Here is a 17913-nt window from a genome sequence, read left to right on the forward strand (position 1 = left end):
GACTGGCAGGATTGTCACGTGGTTGAGCCGTCCTGGACCGTGGTGGTGCCGGTGAAGCGTCTCCCGGCGGCGAAGAGCCGCCTGCGGGGGGCGCTGCCGGCCGTACCGCATGAGGAACTGGCGCTGGCCCTGGCGGCCGACACGGTCCGCGCGGTGCTGGCGTGCCCGGCGGTGGCCGGGGTCCTCGTGGTGACCGACGACGCCCGGGTGGCGGCGGAGCTGGCCGCGGCGGGCGCCCGGATCGTGCCGGACGCGCCGGACGCCGGGCTGAACGCCGCCTTCCGGCACGGGGCCGCGACGGCCGGCCGGCACGCCCGGGTGATCGGCCTCACCGCCGACCTGCCGGCGCTGCGCCCGGCCGAGCTGGCGGCGGCGCTGTCCGTGGTCGCGGCCGGCCCGTCGGGGGTACGCCGGTTCGTGGCCGACGCCCCGGGGGACGGCACGGTGCTGCTCGCGGCGCCGGCCGGGGTGCCGCTGGAGCCCCGGTTCGGGGTGGGCTCCGCGGCGGCGCACGCGGCGAGCGGCGCGCTGCCGCTGGCCGGCGACTGGCCCAGCCTGCGCCGGGACGTGGACACCCCGGCCGACCTGGTCGCGGCCGCCCGGATCGGTCTCGGCCCGCGGACCACGGCGCTGCTCGGGGCCGGCGCCGCCGCGGCCCCCGCCTGACCCGTCCGGTGTACGGTGCTGGCATGCAGGGCACGGTGGCCACCTACGACGCGTCGACCCGCAGCGGGGTGCTGCTCCTCGACGACGGCACCGAGCTGGCCTTCCCGGCCCGCGCCTTCGACGCCTCCGGGCTGCGCCTGCTCCGACTCGGCCAGCGGGTACGCCTCGACGTCGATGCGACGGGCGCCGTGGTCCGGGTGACGTTGCCGACGATGGCCTGATCACCCGGGCCAAGTTCATTTTGCGTTAACCGGAATCGGGTGATTATGAGCAGGTGAGCACCCCTCGCAAGCACCCCGACCGCCCGCCGCACGCCACCGACCCGGCCGAGCCCCGCAACGGCGCCCGCACCCGCAGCGCTGACGGCCGTTTCCGCACCGTCCGCGCCCCGGAGGAGACTCCGCCCCGGGATCCGGGGTCACCCGGCGCCGACGCCGACGCCGCGGCCGCCTCCGCCGGCCTGGAGGAGGTGCTCGACCCGGTCACCGGGCCGGAGCACCGCCCGCCGACCGGCTTCGCCGTCGACGACGAGCCGCCGGCGGCGGCGCCGCTGCCCGAGGACCGGTTCCTCAACCGGGAGCTGTCCTGGCTCGACTTCAACGCCCGGGTGCTGGCGCTCGCCGAGGACCCGCGCACCCCGCTGCTGGAACGGGCGAAGTTCCTCGCCATCTTCGCCAGCAACCTGGACGAGTTCTACATGGTGCGGGTGGCCGGGCTGAAGCGCCGGCTCTCCGCCGGCCTGCCGGTGCGCGGCGGGGACCGGTTGCCGCTGCGGACCCAGTTGGGGCTGATCACCGAGCGGACCGTCGACCTGGTGGCCCGGCACGCCGCCTGCTTCGTCGACGACGTGCTGCCGAAGCTGGCCGCCGAGGACATCCGGATCCTGCGCTGGAGCGACCTGGACGACGCCGAGCGGGAGCGCCTGCGCACCTGGTTCCGGGAGCACATCTTCCCGGTGCTCACCCCGCTCGCCGTCGACCCGGCGCACCCGTTCCCGTACATCTCGGGGCGGTCGCTCAACCTGGCCGTGTCGGTCCGCGACCCCGACGGCGGGTCGGAGCTGTTCGCCCGGGTGAAGGTGCCGAACAACGTGCCCCGGTTCGTCCGGGTGGCCCGCGACCAGCCGGGCGTGCGGTTCCTGCCGGTCGAGGACCTGATCTCGGTGCACCTCGGGCAGCTCTTCTCCGGCATGCAGGTGGTGGAGTGCCACCTGTTCCGGGTCACCCGCAACGCCGAGGTGGAGGTCGACGAGGACCGCGACGAGGACCTGCTCCAGGCCTTGGAGCGGGAGCTGGCCCGGCGGCGGTTCGGCCCACCGGTACGCCTGGAGGTCGCCGCCTCCATCTCCGACCACATGCTGGAGCTGCTGGTCCGCGAGCTGGACATGGACGGCCACGACGTGCTGCGGGTCCGCGGCCTGCTCGACCTCTCCGCGCTGTGGCAGGTGTACGGCGAGGCCGACCGGCCCGACCTGAAGGACCCGCCGTTCGTGCCGGCCACCCATCCCCGGCTCGCCGAGGGCGAGGTGCCGCGCAGCGTCTTCGCCACGCTGCGGGACGGGGACGTGCTGGTGCACCACCCGTACCACTCGTTCGCGACCAGCGTGCAGCGCTTCATCGAGCAGGCCGCCGCCGACCCGGACGTGCTCGCCATCAAGCAGACCCTGTACCGCACCAGCGGCGACTCCCCGATCGTGGACGCGCTGGTCGACGCGGCCGCCGCCGGCAAGCAGGTGGTGGTGCTGGTGGAGCTGAAGGCGCGCTTCGACGAGGTGGCCAACATCGGCTGGGCCCGGACCCTGGAACGCGCCGGCTGCCACGTCGTCTACGGCCTGGTCGGGCTCAAGACGCACTGCAAGACCGCCCTGGTGGTGCGCCAGGAGGGCAACCAGATCCGCCGCTACTGCCACATCGGCACCGGCAACTACCACCCGAAGACGGCCCGGCTCTACGAGGACTTCGGGATGCTCACCGCCGACCCGGAGATCGGCGCCGACCTAACCGACCTGTTCAACGTCCTCACCGGGTACAGCCGGCAGACCGCGTACCGGCGGCTGCTGGTGGCCCCGCAGGGCATCCGCAGCGGTCTGGTCGAACGGATCGAGCGGGAGATCGCGCACGTCCGGCTGGGCATGCCGGGGCTGGTGCAGTTCAAGGTGAACTCGCTGGTGGACGAGGAGATCACCGACGCGCTCTACCGGGCGTCGCGGGCCGGCGTGCACGTGGACCTGCTGATCCGGGGCATGTGCACGCTGCGCCCGGCGGTGCCGGGGCTGTCGGAGAACATCCGGGTCCGCTCGATCCTCGGCCGGTTCCTGGAGCACTCGCGGATCTTCCGGTTCGGCAACAACGGCGAGGCCGAGTTCTGGATGGGCTCGGCCGACCTGATGCACCGCAACCTGGACCGTCGGGTGGAGGCGCTGGTGCAGGTGAGCGACCCGGTCGCCCGGGCCGAGCTGGACCACGTGCTGACGGCCGCGATGAGCCCCGAGGTGGACGCGTTCGAGCTGGCCGGGGACGGGACCTGGACGCGGCGTACCGGCACCGACGAGGCGCCGCTGACGCACCTGCAGGAGCTGCTGCTGCGGCGGGTCGGCGGGACGGCCGGCTGAGCGGGCCACCACGGGCACCGGCCGGGCTTACGGTGAGCGGATGACGGACGAGGAGCCGCCGGGCATCCGGGCGGCGGGTGGGGTCGCCTGGCGGCCGGGTGCCCGGGGGGTCGAGGTCTGCCTCGTGCACCGCCCCCGCTACGGCGACTGGTCGCTGCCCAAGGGCAAGCTGGAGTCCGGCGAGCACCCGCTGCTGGCGGCGGTCCGCGAGGTGGCCGAGGAGACCGACGCCCGGGCGGTGCCCCAGGTCCGGCTGCCCACCGTCCGCTACCGCAGCGAGGGCCGCCCGAAGCGGGTGGATTACTGGTCGATGCGGGCGGTGGCCGACGGCGGTTTCCAGCCGGACACCGAGGTCGACGAGGTGCGCTGGCTCCCCGCCGACGACGCGGTACGCCTGGTGAGCTACCCGCACGACGCCGAGGTGCTCGCCGCGTTCGCGGCGCTGCCGCCGGTGACGGGCACGGTGCTGGTGGTCCGGCACGCGCACGCCGGCAGGCGGGGCACCTGGTCCGGGCCGGACACCGGCCGGCCGTTGGACGCCACCGGCTGGGCGCAGGCGCAGGCGCTGGCCGAGCTGGTGGCCCTGGTCCGCCCGGCCCGGCTGCTGTCCGCCTCGGCCCGCCGCTGCGTGCAGACCCTCGACCCGGCCGCCGCCCTGCTGGACCTGCCGATCGAGGTGGTCGGCGACTTCGACGAGCCGAAACCCGGCCAGCAGCAGGACGAGTGCGCGCTGGCCGCCGCCGCCCACCTGGCCGCGCTGGGCGCCGCCGGGGAGCGGGTGGCGGTGTGCAGCCAGGGCAAGGTGCTGCCGGGTGCCCTGGAACGGCTGGCCGGGCGGGCCGGCGACTTCACCACCCCGAAGGGCGGTGGCTGGTTGCTCGCCTTCAGCGGCGACCGGCTGCTCGCCGCCGACCGGCTGTAGCGGCGCGGGGGTCCCGCGCAGGGCCGGCGGTAGCGGCAGCCGCCGGCACGTCGAACGCGGCGGCGGCCCCTGGCGGCCGACACTGGCGGTGCCGGTCAGGGCGGCCGGTGCCTGCGGCAGCCGGGGCGGCGCGGTCAGGGCAGGGTGAGGGTCACCGCGACCGGCAGGTGGTCGCTGGTGGTGACGCGGGGCGCGGCGACGTCGGCCGTCCCAAGGCCCGGCGAGACGAAGACGTGGTCGATCTGCTCGCGGGGCTCGTCGGCGGGGCCTGTCGGCAACGGCCGGGCGGACGCCAGCGCGTCCACCAGGCCGGCGCGGGTGAACTCGGCGAACGCCGGATCGCCCGGCTCGGTGTTCAGGTCGCCGGCCAGCACCAGCGGACGGCCGGCGGCGTACCGGGTGGCGAAGGCGGCGACCGCGCGGGCCTGGGTCACCGGGCCCTGTCGGGGCGGGGGTTGCAGGTGGGTGGCGACCACGGCCAGTCGGGCGCCGCCACCGAGGTCGAGCGTCACGCCGAGGACCTGCGCCCCCGTGGGTGCCCCGACGGCCGGCAGCGGACGGGTCTCGCCGGAGCGCGCCGGCCAACGGCTGAGCACCGCGTCGCCCCACACCGGATCGGCGGCCGGCGCGAAGACGTACGGCATGCGCAGCCGCCGGGCCAGCAGCGCGAGGGTGTCGTGGCCGCCGTTGAGCAGCCAGCCGCGGTCCACCTCGCTGAGCACCACCACGTCCGGCCGGCTCCCGGTGACCGCCCGGGCCAGGCCGTCCAGGTCGAACCGCCCGTCCAGCCCGAAACCCATCCGGATGTTGTAGGCCACCACCCGTACGCTGCCCGGTGTCGCGGCGCTCGGCCCGGTCGCCGGCACCGGGCGGTGGATCCCGCCGGCCACCCCGGTCAGCAGCATGAGCCCGATGACCGTCCACGCGAGCGCCGTTTCCGGGAGGACGGACGCGGCGGCGGGTGGCCCGGCGACGGCGACCACCGCGACGAGCACCGCCAACGCCACGGGCACCCAGCCGTTCGGATAGCCGAGGTCGTAGGCCGCGTAGTAGGCGATCGACGCGACGGCGAAGACCAGCATCCCGCCGACGGCGACGTAGCCACGACGCCCGGACATCGCCGAGCCGTCGCTCGTGCCGGTCCCAGGGCCGGAGCCGGGGCCGGAGTCCGCGTCGGCGAGGGCGAGGCAACCGCCGAGGCCGGCGGCGGCGAGCAGGAACGCCGGTCCCAGCCAGCCGGGACGGTCGGCGGCGAAGAGCACCGCCCCCGCCAGCAGCGCGGCCGGCCAGAGCACCCGGGCGAGCCACCTCGGCGGGCGGGTGAACGTGGCCACCAGGAACAGCCCCACCACGAGCATCGGCAGGGCCGGTACGTGCTCCGCCGGAACGCCAAGCCCGGCAAGGCCTGGCGAGCCGTGGCGGTAGGAGGCCGCGGCATTCCACACCGCTGGGGGGAGCGCCAGTTGACCGGCCAGCAGCGTCGCCGGACCCGCAAGCAGCCAGCCCCGTGCGCCGCCTGACGCCACCGCCCGGTTCGTCCCGGTGGCGAGTGCCCGCGTGACCAGGAACGCCGCGGCCAGCGCTTTCCCGGCAAGTACCTTCCCGGTCAGCACCCTCGCGGCCAGGAACTCCCCGGTCAGGAACGCGGCGGCCAGCAGAGGGCTGAGCGTCCACGCCGGCCAGCCGCCCCGCCAGACCAGGTCCTCCGTGCCGAGCAGGGCGTGCCCGACGGCGGCGGCGACCAGGCCGAGGGCCAGGCCGGGTACGGGCCGGGCCACGACGGCGGCGGTCGCGGCGAGCCATAGCAGGCCGGCGAGCAGACCGGTGCAGGCCAGCCAGAGCTGGAGTTGGCCGCCCGGCGCGGCGGTCAGCGCGAGCCGCACGCCGGCCAGCGCCCCGGCCGCGACGAGGCCAACGCGGCGGGCGCCGAGGCGGCGTACCAGGGCGGGCGCGGCGAGGGCGAGCAGGAACCAGGAGACGGCGAAGGCCCCGAGCAGTTCGGCCGGGGTGGCGGCGGCCTGCCCGAAGATGGTGATGATCGACGGCAGCCAGACCCGCAGCACGTCCAGCAGGACCACCACGCCGAGGGCGAGCGTGGCGGTGATGAGGTGGCGGTGGCGCACCGGCGCCTCTCCTCGGAACCGACGGGGGTGTTCGGCACGGCGATTGTGCGTGCGGCCCGGGTCGCCGGTCAACGGCGGGACGCTGTGGTCGTACGCGAAAAGGGCGCCCACCACGACGGTGGGCGCCCTTTCGGGTCGGGCCGGTCAGCGCCGGGCGGCCGCCTTCTTGGCCGGAGCCTTCTTCGCGGGCGCCTTCTTGGCCGCCGTGCTCTTGGCGGCGGTGGTCTTCTTGGCCGCGGTGGTCTTCTTGGCCGCGGTGGTCTTCTTCGCCGCGGCGGTCTTGGTCGCCGCGGTGGTCTTCTTCGCCGGGGCGGCCCTCTTCGCCGGGGCGGCCCTCTTGGTGGCCGCGGTGGTCTTGGCGGCCTTTGCCGCGGTGGTCTTCTTGGCGGCGGCCGTGGTGGTCTTCTTCGCGGCGGCCGCCTTGGCCCCGGCCGCCTTGGCCCCGGCCGCCTTGGCCCCGGCCGCCTTGGCCCCGGCCGCCTTCGCCCCGGTGGTCCTGGCGGCGGCCGTGGTGGTCTTCTTGGCGGCGGCCGTGGCCTTCGGCGCCTTGCCGCTGGCCACCATCTCCTTGAAACCGGCGCCCGGACGGAAGGTCGGGACGGAGGTCTTCTTGACCTTCACCGCCTCGCCGGTCCGCGGGTTGCGCGCTGTTCGGGCACCCCGGACGCGCTTTTCGAACGCTCCGAATCCGGTGATCGCCACCTTCTCGCCCTTGGTAACCGCCCCCTGGACCTCAGCGAGGACCGCGTCGAGCGCGGCCGTCGCCGTCTTCCGGTCCCCCAGGCGAACGGCGAGCGCCTCAATGAGCTCGGCCTTGTTCACGACTTCCTCCCGATTGTGCAACTGACTCGACGCGAGCCATTCTGCGCGCACGGTATGCCCTGTGCTGCCGCTACACAAACATTCGATGGAAAAAAGCCCTTGTGTCGTAACGGATTCGCCCCCACCGGCCGGGCCGGTGGGGGCGAAAACCGATGTGTCCTCGGGTGTACGGCTATGCGACCGACGGCAGGAACGACGGCCGGGACGCCTCGAAGGCGCTGATCTCGGCGGCGTGCCGGAGGGTGAGTCCAATGTCATCCAAGCCCTCCATCAGCCGCCAGCGGCTGTGGTCGTCCAGCGGGAACATCCAGCTGGCGTCCCCGGCCCGGACCTGGCGGGCGGTGAGGTCGACGGTGACCGGGGTGGTCGGGTCGGATTCCACCAGACCCCACAGTTCCTCGACGGCTTTCAATTCCAGCTCGACCGGGAGGAGGCCTTCCTTGAGGGCGTTGCCGCGGAAGATGTCGCCGAAGCGGGGCGAGATGACGGCGCGGAAGCCCCAGTCCCGCAGCGCCCAGACCGCGTGCTCCCGGGAGGAGCCGGTGCCGAACTCGGGGCCGGCGATGAGAATCGACGCGCCGGAATGGGCGGGATCGTTGAGGACGAATGCCGGGTCCTCCCGCCACGCGTTGAAGAGCCCGTCCGCGAAACCGGTCCGGGTCACCCGCTTGAGGTACACGGCGGGGATGATCTGGTCGGTGTCCACGTTGGAGCGGCGCAGCGGCACGGCGGTGCCGGTGTGGGTGGTGAACTTGTCCATCGGGAGCAGCTGCCCTTCTACAGATCGGCGGGGGTGGCCAGCCGGCCGACCACGGCGGTGGCGGCGGCGACCGGCGGGGACACCAGGTGGGTACGCCCGCCCCGGCCCTGACGGCCCTCGAAGTTCCGGTTGGAGGTGGAGGCCGAGCGCTGGCCCGGGGAGAGCGTGTCGGGGTTCATGCCCAGGCACATGGAGCAGCCCGCGAAGCGCCACTCCGCGCCGGCGTCGGCGAAGACCTTGTCCAGCCCCTCCGCCTCGGCCGCCTCACGTACCGCGGCGGAGCCGGGAACCACCAGCATCCGTACGCCGTCGGCGACCTGGTGGCCGCGCAGCACGTCGGCGGCGGCGCGCAGGTCCTCCAGCCGGCCGTTGGTGCAGGAGCCCACGAAGACCACGTCGACGGCGAGGTCGCGCAGCGCCGTGCCGGGCGTCAGGTCCATGTACTCGAGGGCGCGTCGGGCGGCGGTCCGCTCAGACTCGGTGACGAACTCCTCCGGGTCCGGCACGGCCGAGCCCAGCGGGGCGCCCTGACCGGGGTTGGTGCCCCAGGTGACGAACGGGGTGATCAAGCTCGCGTCGAGGGTCACCTCGGCGTCGAAGGTCGCCCCCTCGTCGGTGGGCAGCGTCTTCCAGTACGCCACCGCGGCATCCCAGTCCGCGCCCTGCGGCGCGTTCGGCCGCCCCTTCAGGTACGCGAAGGTGGTCTCGTCCGGCGCGATCATGCCGGCCTTGGCGCCCCACTCGATGGACATGTTGGCGATGGTCATCCGCCCCTCCATGGAGAGGTTCCGGATCGCCTCGCCCCGGTACTCCACGATGTGGCCGCGCCCACCGCCGGTGCCGACCTGGGCGATCAGCGCGAGCACCAGGTCCTTGGCGGTGACGCCCGGGGCGAGCTGGCCGGTGACGTTCACCGCCATGGTCTTCGGGCGGGCCTGCGGCAGCGTCTGGGTGGCCAGCACGTGCTCGACCTCGCTGGTGCCGATGCCGAAGGCGAGCGCGCCGAACGCGCCGTGGGTGGCGGTGTGCGAGTCACCGCAGACGATGGTCATGCCGGGCTGGGTGAGGCCGAGCTGCGGGCCGATGACGTGCACGATGCCCTGGTTCTCGTCGCCCAGCGGGTGCAGCCGTACGCCGAACTCGGCGCAGTTGCGGCGGAGCGTCTCGATCTGGGTGCGGGAGGTGGGGTCCGCGATGGTGAGCAGGTCGCCGCGCCGGGAGCGGAACGCGGGGTCGGCGTACCCGGTCGGGGTGTTGTGGTCCTCAGTCGCGATCGTCAGGTCGGTACGGCGGACCCGGCGGCCGGCCAGCCGCAGCCCGTCGAAGGCCTGCGGGCTGGTGACCTCGTGCAGCAGGTGCAGGTCGATGAAGAGCAGATCCGGCTCGCCCTCGACGGACCGCACCACGTGCGCGTCCCAGACCTTCTCGGCCAGGGTCCTCGGTTGAGTGACTCCCACCATCTGGACATCCTAAATTCTGGGAGGTAAGTTTCGGCTTGTGGGACACAGTATGAGCGGTGTCGGCGTTCTCGACAAGGCGGTGGTCATCCTGGCCGCCTGTGTCGACGGCGCCAGCCTGGCCGAACTCGTTGAACGCACCAAGCTGCCCCGGGCCACCGCGCACCGGCTGGCACAGGCGCTGGAGATCCACCGGATGCTGGTCCGGGACACCCAGGGGCGCTGGCGCCCCGGGCCCCGGCTCGGCGAGCTCGCCAACGCCGCGCCGGACGTGCTGCTGACCGCGGCCGAGCCGCTACTGGCCGCGCTGCGCGACGCCACCGGCGAGAGCGCGCAGCTCTACCTGCGCCGCGCCGACGAGCGGATCTGCGTGGCCGCCGCCGAGCGGGCCAGCGGCCTGCGGGACACCGTGCCGGTCGGCTCGGTGCTGCCGATGACGGCGGGCTCCGCGGCGCAGATCCTGCTCGCCTGGGAGCCGCCGGAGGCGGTCATGCCACTGCTGCCCCGCTCGAAGTTCACCGGCCGCACCCTGGCCGAGGTACGCCGCCGTGGCTGGGCGCAGAGCGTCGCCGAACGGGAGGCCGGTGTGGCGAGCGTCTCGGCCCCGATCCGCGACCGCACCGGCCGGGTGATCGCCGCGATCAGCATCTCCGGCCCCATCGAGCGCCTCGGCCGCCGGCCCGGCGAACGCCACGCCATGGCCGTGGTCAGAGCCGGCCAACGCCTCTCCGGCCTCTAACCGTTGCAAGTGAGCACTCATAGGCGCTCACGCAGCCCTTGCCTTGCGGCGGGGCGGTCCCGGCCTTACCCGCCGCAGCGGTGCCGGGTTGACGTTTCGCGGCCACCGGCCCGCCGTGGCGGGTCTTACGGTCGGCTCCACGTCCGGCCACCGGGCCACTCCCGGCGGTGTCGACCTCAGCCGCGAGTGCGGCGAGGTTGCGGGCGGCGTTGAGGTCCCGGTCGAGGACAAGGCCGCAGGTGGTGCAGGTGTAGGTGCGCTCGGACAGAGCCAGCTTGGTTTTCACCGCGCCACAGCCCGAGCAGGTTTCGACGACGGATACCACCGGTCGGCCACGACGAGCCGGCCGCCGTTCCATCCGGTCTTGTAGGCCACCTGCCGGCGCAGTTCGGCGAACCCGGCGTCGGCGATGCGCCGAGCCAGCCTCCGGTTACGCAGCATCCCGGCCACGTTCAGATCCTCGACCACGACCGTGCCATGCTCACGGGCCAATCGGGTAGTGAGTTTGTGCAGGCCGTCGCGGCGCAGGTTCGCCACCCGGACGTGCGAGTGGTAGCCCCGACCGGATTCGAACCGGCGCTACCGCCTTGAGAGGGCGGCGTCCTGGGCCGCTAGACGACGGGGCCAGGCACTTTTCCTGCTTCACCGCCCTGGCGAGCGGTGCGGCATTATTCTAGCGACACCGGCTCCCGGCACCGAGGACGGGGTGGGCGCTGCCGAGCACGGAACAGCCGGAGGCGCGCGCCGGGGAGCGGGGAAACCGGAGCAGCGCCGGGCCGGCGGAAAGCCCCGGCGGACGCGGCGGTGTTCGGACACGAAGAAGCCCGCCCCACCGAGGTGGGACGGGCTGTCAGCGCTGTAGCCCCGACCGGATTCGAACCGGCGCTACCGCCTTGAGAGGGCGGCGTCCTGGGCCGCTAGACGACGGGGCCAGAACTTCCTGCTTCCCCGCTCTGGTGGCGAGGAAGCTGCACTCTATCAGAGTCCAGCGACCGGGATTCTCGCGAATCCGCGGCTGCGCTGGGGTACCAGGACTCGAACCTAGACTAACTGAACCAGAATCAGTCGGGCTGCCAATTACCCCATACCCCATTGGCCCCTTGCGGCGCCGGGAATGAACTTTACCCTCCCGGTGCCGACAGGCCAAATCCAACCCCCCGAACCGCACCTGAGCTGCGGAAACGAGGCGTAGGACGCATCAGGCGACCGGGACCACCGGGTTGGTGAGCTCGCCGATCCCCTCGATCCGCACGGTGACCGTATCCCCCTCCGTGAGCGGGCTAACCCCCGCCGGGGTGCCGGTCAGCACCACGTCGCCGGGAAGCAGCGTCATCACGTGCGAGATGTACGACACCAGGGCCGGCACGTCGAAGACCATGTCCTTGGTCCGGCCGAGCTGGCGTACCTCCATCTCCTCCGGGTTGCGACCCACCTCACAGCGGATCTCCAGGTCGGAGACGTCCAACCCGGTGGTGATCCACGGACCGATCGGGCAGAACGAGTCGAAGCCCTTGGCCCGCGTCCACTGCCCGTCCGAGCGCTGCAGGTCCCGGGCGGTGACGTCGTTGGCGCAGGTGTAGCCGAAGATGGCCCGCTCGGCGGCGGCCCGGTCGGCCCGGCGCGCCCCCGGGGCGCCGATCACCACGGCCAGCTCCGCCTCGTGCTCGACCTGCTTCGAGAAGATCGGCAGCCGGATCGCGTCGCGCGGCCCGATCACCGAGGTGGAGGGCTTCAGGAAGAGCAGCGGCTCCTTGGGCACCTCGCTGCCGTGCTCGGCGGCGTGCTCGGCGTAGTTGCGGCCGACACAGACCACCTTGCTGGGCAGGATCGGCGAGAGCAGCCGGACGTCGGAGAGCGCCCACCGGGCGCCGGAGAACTGGACCTGGCCGAACGGGTGCCCGTCGATCTCGGCGATGGTCAGGCCCTGCGGCCCGGCCTCCGGCTCGCCCTCGACGACCCCGAACGACATTCCCTTGGCATGAGCAAAACGAGCGATACGCACCCGGCCAATCTATCCCCGACCACGGCCGATCCACGCCGCCTGCGACCACCGGCACGTCGCGGGCCGGACCGGAGCGGTCGGCGGCAGGGTACGCGTTCGGCCGGCCGGCGGGGCGAAAATGCCGACTTCGTACCCGCACGGCGGTCCCGGCCCCATAGCTTCGGGTCCGGAGGTTCGTTCGTATGCCTGCATCGAGACGACACCACAGAGCCCTCGCAGTGATCGTGAACTGCCTCGGCATCCTCGCCGCCGTACCGGCGCTGCCACCCGCGGCGCCCCGCGCGGCGGCGGCACCCGCCGGACCGGCGCCGGGGGCGGTCACGCAGCCCACCCCGATGGCCACCGGCATGCCCGCGGCGCCGCCCGCGGTGCCGCCCGCCAGCGCGGCGCCGATCCCACGGTCGGCGTCACCGGTGACCGTGGCGATGGCCCCGGCCAACACGCCGGCGCCGGCCTACCGGATCCACGTGCGCAACGCCGGGAACACGATGGTCGAGACCACCGTGCGGCAGGAGCTGCCGGCAGGTTCGTCCGCGACCACCGTCACCGCCGGCGGGCGGGCCATCCGACCGACGGGGGCGTCCGCCAGCGAGGTGACCTGGCGGCTGAGGCTGCCGGCGCGGAGCACCACCACCCTGAACACCGCATTGGCCATGACCCCGCCGGGCCGGCCGGTCACCGCGCCGGCCTGCGCCTACGGCACCGACGGCACCCGGCCGTACGACTGCGCCACCGCCACCTGGAACGCGGCCCCGGTCCCGGCGGCGAAGGTGACTGCGGCGCCGGCCTGGCGCCGGCCGCCGGTGCTGCTCGGGGCGCTGGCCGCGCTCCTGGTCGTCACCGTCGGCGCGCTCGCGTGGTGGTGGCAGCGCCGCCGCCGGCGCTCCGGGGTGGCGCCGACCGGCTCCGCCGCGGCAACGGGCGGGGCGGCCCCCGGGCCGGCCGCCCGGCGGGCGGCGGGACGGTCTACCCGCGGGCGGTGCTGCCCGCGGCGGGAGGACGGCGCCGCAGGCCGCCGGTCTGGCTGCTGGTCGGGGTGGCGGCGGCGGTGCTGGCCGGGGTGGTCGGCGCGGCGGCCTGGACGGCCACCCAGCGGGTCGCCGCGATCGACACGACCAAACAGCCGACCAGCGGCGCCTGGATGGGGCGCAGCGTCACCGGTCAGGTGGGCGTGCCGCTGCGCGAGACGGCGTTCGAGTTCACCGTCTACCGGGTCGCCTGCGGGACCGGCGGTCAGGTGGCGGGCGCGGCGGGCGGCCGGCAGTGCCAGGCCACCGTCGGGGTGCGCAACCTCACCCCGGAGCAGCAGACCTGGCACAGCCAGCTGCAGCGGGCGTACCTGCCGGACGGCAACTGGGTCAGCACCGACGAGACCGCGACCCGGGTCGCCAACCTCGGGCGGGACGTGTTCGCCCAGCCGGTCGCGGCGGGCACCCGGGTGGTGCTGCCGCTGGTCTTCACCGTCAACGGCAGCCAACCGCCGAAGCAGTTGGAGCTGCGCAGCGGGGTCTTCTCCGCCGGGGTCCGGGTGGACGTGCCCTGACCGGCGGTCGGGCGGCGGTCGTACCCTGGGGTCCGTGACCGCCGCCCTCGCCCCTGCCGCCACGCTGGACGTGGCCGACTGGCAGGCCCGCCGGCGGGCGCACGAGCAGCGGGTGGACGCCTGGCTGACGCCGCACCTGGCCCGCCGGCGCACCGGGGTCAAGCACCCGGTGGAGGACTTCCTCTTCACCTACTACTCGCAGCGCCCCGCCCAGCTGCGCCGCTGGCACCCCGGCGCCGGGGTGGTGCTGCGCGACGCGGACCCGGCCGAGTTCGGCCGGGACTATCACGCCACCGCCGCCGGTCGCACCCTCGACACCGACCGGGTCCGCGCGCGCCGCGCCGAGTCGGTCGAGTGGATCCGTACGCTGCTCGCGGCGACCGCCGGCCGCCCGGCCCAGCTCGGCTGCTTCGGCATGCACGAGTGGGCGATGGTCTACCGGCAGACCCAGGACGAGGTACGCCACAACGCCTGGCCGCTGCGGCTGAGCCCGGCCGCGACCGCCGCCGTGGTCGAGGAGCGGGGCGTGCGGTGCAGCCACTTCGACGCGTACCGGTTCTTCACCGCGCCGGCCCGGCCGCTGAACCTGCTCACCCCGACCCGGGACAGCCAGCACGCGCTGGAGCAGCCGGGCTGCCTGCACGCCAACATGGACCTCTATAAGCACGCCTACAAGCTTTCGCCGCTGGTCTCCTCGGACCTCGTTGCGGACTGTTTCGCGCTGGCGAGGGAGATCAGGACCCTGGACATGCGGGCCTCGCCGTACGACCTCTCCAGACTTGGCTACCCGCCCGTCCGGATTGAGACCGTCGAGGGTCGGCACGAGTACGTCCAGGCGCAACGCTCGTTCGCGGAGCGGGCCGCCCCGCTGCGCGCCCGCCTCATCGCGGACTGCGACCGGCTTCTCTCCGCGTCCGAGCGGTGAGCCGACGTTTCGCGCGGGCGTAGGCTGCGGACCCATGACCGGCGATCGGCCCTGGGTGCGCGGTGAACTCCCCTGGATCCGTTCGGGTCCGCTGTTCCGTATCCACCGGGAGGCGGTCCCGGCACTGGATGCGTTTCTGCAGCGGTGGTCGTACCAGCGGGTCGACCTAGACGGGCGGCGAATGGTCTCCCGCATCGGGGCGCACACAGAACTCAGCCGGGCCTTCGGCTTCCCGGGTTACTACGGCAAGAACTGGGACGCGTTCAACGACTGCTTCGGGGACTACGTCATCGAGAACAGCGGGGCCCGGATCGCAATCGTCTGGACCGGCATCGACGCAGCCGCGATGGCCGCCCCGGCGACGACCGCCGAGGTCGGCTGGGCACTCTTGGAGGCCTCCCACAGTTACCAACCCGCGGTCGATCCGACCGCCGGGTCGTCCGTGTCGCTGGATGTGTTCGTGATCGGGACTGGTCCGGACTTCGATCGCCCGGCGTGAGCGAGGTGCACCCGCACGCCGGGAACATGGATCTCTACAAGTGGGCCTACAAGCTCTCCCCGCTGGTGCCGAGCGAGCTGGTCGCCGACTGCTTCGCGCTGGCCCGGGAGATCCGCACGCTGGACATGCGGGCCAGCCCGTACGACCTCGCCGACCCGGGGGTACCCGCCGGTGCGGGTGGAGACCCCGGAGGGGCGGGCCGAGTACGCCGTCGCGCAGCGCGGTTTCGCCGAGCGGGCCGGCACGCTGCGGACCCGGCTGCTGGCCGAGCTCGGCTGAGCTTGCCGGGCCTCGGCTGAGCTTGCCCGGCCCTCGGCTGAGCTGCCGGCCCTCGGCGGACCAGTGGCCGCTGATCAGGCCGCGGGAGAGCACGCCGTACACGGTGAGGCCAACGCCCAACTCCCGCGCGGTGGGCAGGATCTCGTCCTCGATCCCCCGGGCCACCAGCGAATGCTCGATCTGGAGGTCGGCGACGGCCGGGCGTCGTGCCGGCGCCCGGTCAGCGGCGCGGGTGGCCGCGGTGTGCCGCCCACTCGGGGGCGAGGATCGACATCACGGTGGCATCCACCCAGCCGTCGCCGTCGCGCAGCACCTGCCGCAGCACGCCCTCCGCGACGAAACCGACCTTCTCGTAGGCGCGGCGGGCGCGCGGGTTGAAGGCGAACACCTCCAGCGAGATCCGGTGAAGTTCGAGCTGTTCGAAGCCGTACCCGACGATCAGCCGGACCGCCTCGGTGCCGAGCCCCCGGTCGCGGCCCGCCGGGCCGATCAGGGTGCGGAAGTTGCAGCTGCGGCTGCGGGGGTCCCAGTCGTTGAGGACCACCTCGCCGACGCAGGCCCCGGTGGCCCGGTCCACCACCGCCAGATCGAGCCGGTCGATCTGCGCGTTGCGGCTGCCGTACCAGGCGCGCAGCCGTGCGAGGTCGAGTTCGTCATCCGGCGGGCTGCCGGTGAGGCGGACCACCTCCGGGTCAGCGAGAACGATCTGGAAGGCCGCCACGTCGTCGTCGACGAACGGTCGCAACTGGACGCGCTCGCCGGTGAGGGTGGGCTTGACAGCGAATTCGACGGACACCGGGCGATTGTCAGTGGCGACCCGGCCGCCCGCACGCGGTTTTCCGGTCAGTCGCCGTCGACGCGGCGGTCGCGTTTGCGCTGGGACTGGCGCTTCTTCTCGGCCAGGCGTCGTTCCTTGGCGCCCCGAGACGGGCGGGTGGGCCGGCGCGGCTTCGGCGGCGGGGCGACCGCCTCCCGCAGCAGGGCGACCATCCGCTCCCGGGCCGCCTCCCGGTTCGCCAGCTGCGCCCGGTGCTCGCTGGCGGCGACGGTCAGCACGCCGTCGACCAGCCGGTTGGCCAGTCGCTCCAGCGCCCGGGCACGCAGCGACTCGGGCAGGCTGGGCGAGGCGGCCAGGTCGAAACTGAGCTCCACCCGCGAGTCGGTGGTGTTGACGCCCTGCCCGCCCGGGCCGGACGAGCGGGAGAACCGCTCCCGCAACTCGGCGGCGGGGACCACCAGCCGGTCGGTTACCCGCAGTCCGTCGTCCATTCCCCGAGGCTAACGTCCCGCCGAGCGGGTCGGGGCGGGGGTCACGGTCGGCGTGGGCGCGGGGCCCGCCCGTTCGTGGTCCGAGCTGGTCGCCGCGTACGCGGCCGCGCCGATGAGCAGCAGCGCGATCACCCCGGCCTTGGTGAGGACCGCGCGGATCGCCAGCCAGGCGGTCCGACGGGCGCCCGGCACCGAGTTCTTGATGGTTCGGTAGTCCGACCACCCGCGCTTCGCGCGCGCGTACGCCGCGCCGACTCCGCACCCGATCAGCAGGCCCACCAGCAGGAGGGCCGCGATGACAGCTTGCTCCACCCACGCCAGTATCCATACTCAGCGTAATATTTCCATGCCCCGATGACCCCCCGCCGGATATCCGACACTTCCCCGATCCGTCTGGCTCCGCCCGCCTGGACCGCCGGGCCGGTCAGCCGCCCTTGCCGATGATGGTGTCGGCGGTCTGCTGCACCTGGTCGATCGGGATGGCGAAGCCGATACCGATCGAGCCGCTGCCGTCGATGGTGGCGATGGCCGTGTTCACCCCGACCACCTCGCCGCGGGCGTTGACCAGCGGACCACCGGAGTTGCCCGGGTTGATCGACGCGTCGGTCTGCACCGCGGTGTGCCGGCCCGAACCGATCCGCACCTGCCGGTTCAGCGCGCTGACGATGCCGGCGGTCACCGTGCCGGCCAGCCCCAGCGGGGACCCCACCGCGAGCACCGGCTCGCCGACCCGGACGGAGTTCGGCTTCGCCAGCGGCAGCGGCGGAAGCCCCGCCGACGCCGGCACCTTCAGCACCGCCAGGTCGCTGCGCGGCTCCCGCCCGATGACCTCGGCGCTGAACCGCCGGCCGTCCGGCAGCTCCACCGTCACCGGTCCCCCGCCGCCCCGCGCCAGGATGTGGTCGTTGGTGACGATGTGCTGCTGGTCGTCGATCGCGAAGCCCGAGCCGGTGGCGGACGACCCGGCGGCCGACCCGGCCATCACCGACACCACCCCCGGCACCGTCTTCTGGGCGGCGGTGACCAGCTCCGCCGGGACCGGCGCCGCCGAGGCCGCGGCGGGCCCGGGCGCGTCCCGGCCGGCGACCCACCCGCCGGCCGCCGCGCCGGAGACGCTGGAGAGGGCCGCCACCGCCAGCGCCGTCAGCCACCGGCCGGGCCGGCGCCGCCCCGGATCCCGGTCCGATCCCGGTACGCCCCAGCCTCCGCGCCCGTCCGGATCGAGATCCGGGGAGATGAACCAGGGACCGCGTGGCTCCCCCAGTCCGGTCTGCACTGCCATCCGTGCGCTCCTCA

18 protein-coding genes, 3 tRNA genes and 2 pseudogenes are annotated in these 17913 nt (G+C 74.0%); 9 read left to right on the forward strand and 14 right to left on the reverse strand.

Features of this window, described 5'->3' with window-relative positions; genetic code table 11:
• The first annotated feature begins 18 nt into the window (after nucleotides 1-18).
• The 4 genes from cofC to OG799_RS21380 are packed head-to-tail and all read left to right on the forward strand — an operon-like array spanning nucleotide 19 to nucleotide 4199.
• Nucleotides 19-666 carry a 2-phospho-L-lactate guanylyltransferase gene (gene cofC, locus OG799_RS21365; protein WP_406036914.1) on the forward strand — a complete coding sequence of 216 codons (648 nt, stop codon included), beginning with the start codon at nucleotides 19-21 and terminating at the stop codon, nucleotides 664-666.
• A 23-nt stretch (nucleotides 667-689) separates the two neighbouring features.
• Nucleotides 690-887 (forward strand): cold-shock protein, encoded by a 198-nt coding sequence (locus OG799_RS21370; RefSeq protein ID WP_406036915.1) that lies wholly within the window; start codon nucleotides 690-692, stop codon nucleotides 885-887.
• A 53-nt stretch (nucleotides 888-940) separates the two neighbouring features.
• Complete coding sequence (locus tag OG799_RS21375) at nucleotides 941-3277, forward strand: RNA degradosome polyphosphate kinase (protein WP_406036916.1); 2337 nt, start codon at nucleotides 941-943, stop codon at nucleotides 3275-3277.
• A gap of 40 nt (nucleotides 3278-3317) precedes the next feature.
• Nucleotides 3318-4199, forward strand: a complete 882-nt coding sequence (locus OG799_RS21380) for an NUDIX domain-containing protein (RefSeq protein ID WP_406036917.1) — start codon at nucleotides 3318-3320, stop codon at nucleotides 4197-4199.
• A gap of 134 nt (nucleotides 4200-4333) precedes the next feature.
• Here OG799_RS21380 and OG799_RS21385 read toward each other — a convergent pair whose 3' ends face one another.
• The 4 genes from OG799_RS21385 to leuC form a co-directional block, all read right to left on the reverse strand.
• The gene (locus tag OG799_RS21385; RefSeq protein WP_406036918.1) at nucleotides 4334-6322 is read right to left on the reverse strand and encodes an endonuclease/exonuclease/phosphatase family protein; all 1989 of its coding nucleotides are present in this window, start codon (nucleotides 6320-6322) and stop codon (nucleotides 4334-4336) included.
• 144 nt (nucleotides 6323-6466) lie between these two features.
• Complete coding sequence (locus OG799_RS21390; RefSeq protein WP_406036919.1) at nucleotides 6467-7144, reverse strand: HU family DNA-binding protein; 678 nt, start codon at nucleotides 7142-7144, stop codon at nucleotides 6467-6469.
• A 172-nt stretch (nucleotides 7145-7316) separates the two neighbouring features.
• Nucleotides 7317-7904 (reverse strand): 3-isopropylmalate dehydratase small subunit, encoded by a 588-nt coding sequence (leuD, locus tag OG799_RS21395; RefSeq protein ID WP_406036920.1) that lies wholly within the window; start codon nucleotides 7902-7904, stop codon nucleotides 7317-7319.
• Nucleotides 7905-7921: 17 nt separating this feature from the next.
• Nucleotides 7922-9364: a 3-isopropylmalate dehydratase large subunit gene (gene leuC, locus OG799_RS21400; RefSeq protein ID WP_406036921.1), complete on the reverse strand. Its 1443-nt coding sequence runs from the start codon at nucleotides 9362-9364 to the stop codon at nucleotides 7922-7924.
• Between the two features lie 49 nt (nucleotides 9365-9413).
• On the opposite strand from leuC, the gene OG799_RS21405 reads away from it, so the two are divergent.
• Entirely contained in the window at nucleotides 9414-10100 is a 687-nt protein-coding gene (locus OG799_RS21405) for an IclR family transcriptional regulator (protein ID WP_013284529.1), read from the forward strand.
• On the opposite strand, the gene OG799_RS21410 is transcribed toward OG799_RS21405, so the two are convergent.
• From OG799_RS21410 to OG799_RS21435, 6 genes are all read right to left on the reverse strand, one after another.
• A complete protein-coding gene (locus OG799_RS21410; protein ID WP_406036922.1) occupies nucleotides 10069-10458 on the reverse strand; it encodes a zinc ribbon domain-containing protein in 390 nt (129 codons plus the stop codon). The two genes, OG799_RS21405 and OG799_RS21410, sit on opposite strands and share 32 nt — an antisense overlap.
• Nucleotides 10383-10637 (reverse strand): IS200/IS605 family accessory protein TnpB-related protein, encoded by a 255-nt coding sequence (locus OG799_RS21415; protein WP_406036923.1) that lies wholly within the window; start codon nucleotides 10635-10637, stop codon nucleotides 10383-10385. Before OG799_RS21415 ends, OG799_RS21410 begins: the two co-directional genes overlap by 76 nt.
• Before the next feature lie 13 nt (nucleotides 10638-10650).
• Nucleotides 10651-10726: transfer RNA gene (locus OG799_RS21420), tRNA-Glu, on the reverse strand.
• A gap of 233 nt (nucleotides 10727-10959) precedes the next feature.
• A tRNA-Glu gene (locus tag OG799_RS21425) sits at nucleotides 10960-11032 on the reverse strand.
• Between the two features lie 88 nt (nucleotides 11033-11120).
• Nucleotides 11121-11192, reverse strand: a tRNA-Gln gene (locus OG799_RS21430).
• A gap of 106 nt (nucleotides 11193-11298) precedes the next feature.
• A complete protein-coding gene (locus tag OG799_RS21435; protein ID WP_406036924.1) occupies nucleotides 11299-12102 on the reverse strand; it encodes a fumarylacetoacetate hydrolase family protein in 804 nt (267 codons plus the stop codon).
• Nucleotides 12103-12284: 182 nt separating this feature from the next.
• On the opposite strand from OG799_RS21435, the pseudogene OG799_RS21440 reads away from it, so the two are divergent.
• From OG799_RS21440 to OG799_RS21455, 4 genes and pseudogenes are all read left to right on the forward strand, one after another.
• A pseudogene (locus tag OG799_RS21440) lies at nucleotides 12285-13645 on the forward strand (hypothetical protein).
• Nucleotides 13646-13679: 34 nt separating this feature from the next.
• A complete protein-coding gene (locus OG799_RS21445; RefSeq protein WP_406036925.1) occupies nucleotides 13680-14570 on the forward strand; it encodes a 3-methyladenine DNA glycosylase in 891 nt (296 codons plus the stop codon).
• A 34-nt stretch (nucleotides 14571-14604) separates the two neighbouring features.
• Nucleotides 14605-15069 (forward strand): barstar family protein, encoded by a 465-nt coding sequence (locus OG799_RS21450; protein ID WP_406036926.1) that lies wholly within the window; start codon nucleotides 14605-14607, stop codon nucleotides 15067-15069.
• 23 nt (nucleotides 15070-15092) lie between these two features.
• Nucleotides 15093-15348 (forward strand): annotated as a pseudogene (locus tag OG799_RS21455) (3-methyladenine DNA glycosylase); the annotation flags it as partial.
• 220 nt (nucleotides 15349-15568) lie between these two features.
• On the opposite strand, the gene OG799_RS21460 reads toward OG799_RS21455, so the two are convergent.
• The 4 genes from OG799_RS21460 to OG799_RS21475 all read right to left on the reverse strand — a co-directional run bounded on the left by OG799_RS21460 (nucleotide 15569) and on the right by OG799_RS21475 (nucleotide 17899).
• A complete protein-coding gene (locus OG799_RS21460) occupies nucleotides 15569-16144 on the reverse strand; it encodes a GNAT family N-acetyltransferase (protein WP_406036927.1) in 576 nt (191 codons plus the stop codon).
• Nucleotides 16145-16191: 47 nt separating this feature from the next.
• Nucleotides 16192-16617, reverse strand: a complete 426-nt coding sequence (gene arfB, locus OG799_RS21465) for an alternative ribosome rescue aminoacyl-tRNA hydrolase ArfB (RefSeq protein ID WP_406036928.1) — start codon at nucleotides 16615-16617, stop codon at nucleotides 16192-16194.
• Between the two features lie 9 nt (nucleotides 16618-16626).
• Nucleotides 16627-16929, reverse strand: coding sequence for a hypothetical protein (locus OG799_RS21470; RefSeq protein WP_406036929.1), 303 nt, complete (start codon nucleotides 16927-16929; stop codon nucleotides 16627-16629).
• 112 nt (nucleotides 16930-17041) lie between these two features.
• Nucleotides 17042-17899, reverse strand: a complete 858-nt coding sequence (locus tag OG799_RS21475; protein ID WP_406036930.1) for a S1C family serine protease — start codon at nucleotides 17897-17899, stop codon at nucleotides 17042-17044.
• Between the last annotated feature and the right edge of the window lie 14 nt (nucleotides 17900-17913).

Source organism: Micromonospora sp. NBC_00898 (genome assembly GCF_045207895.1).
Classification (GTDB): Bacteria; Actinomycetota; Actinomycetes; order Mycobacteriales; family Micromonosporaceae; genus Micromonospora.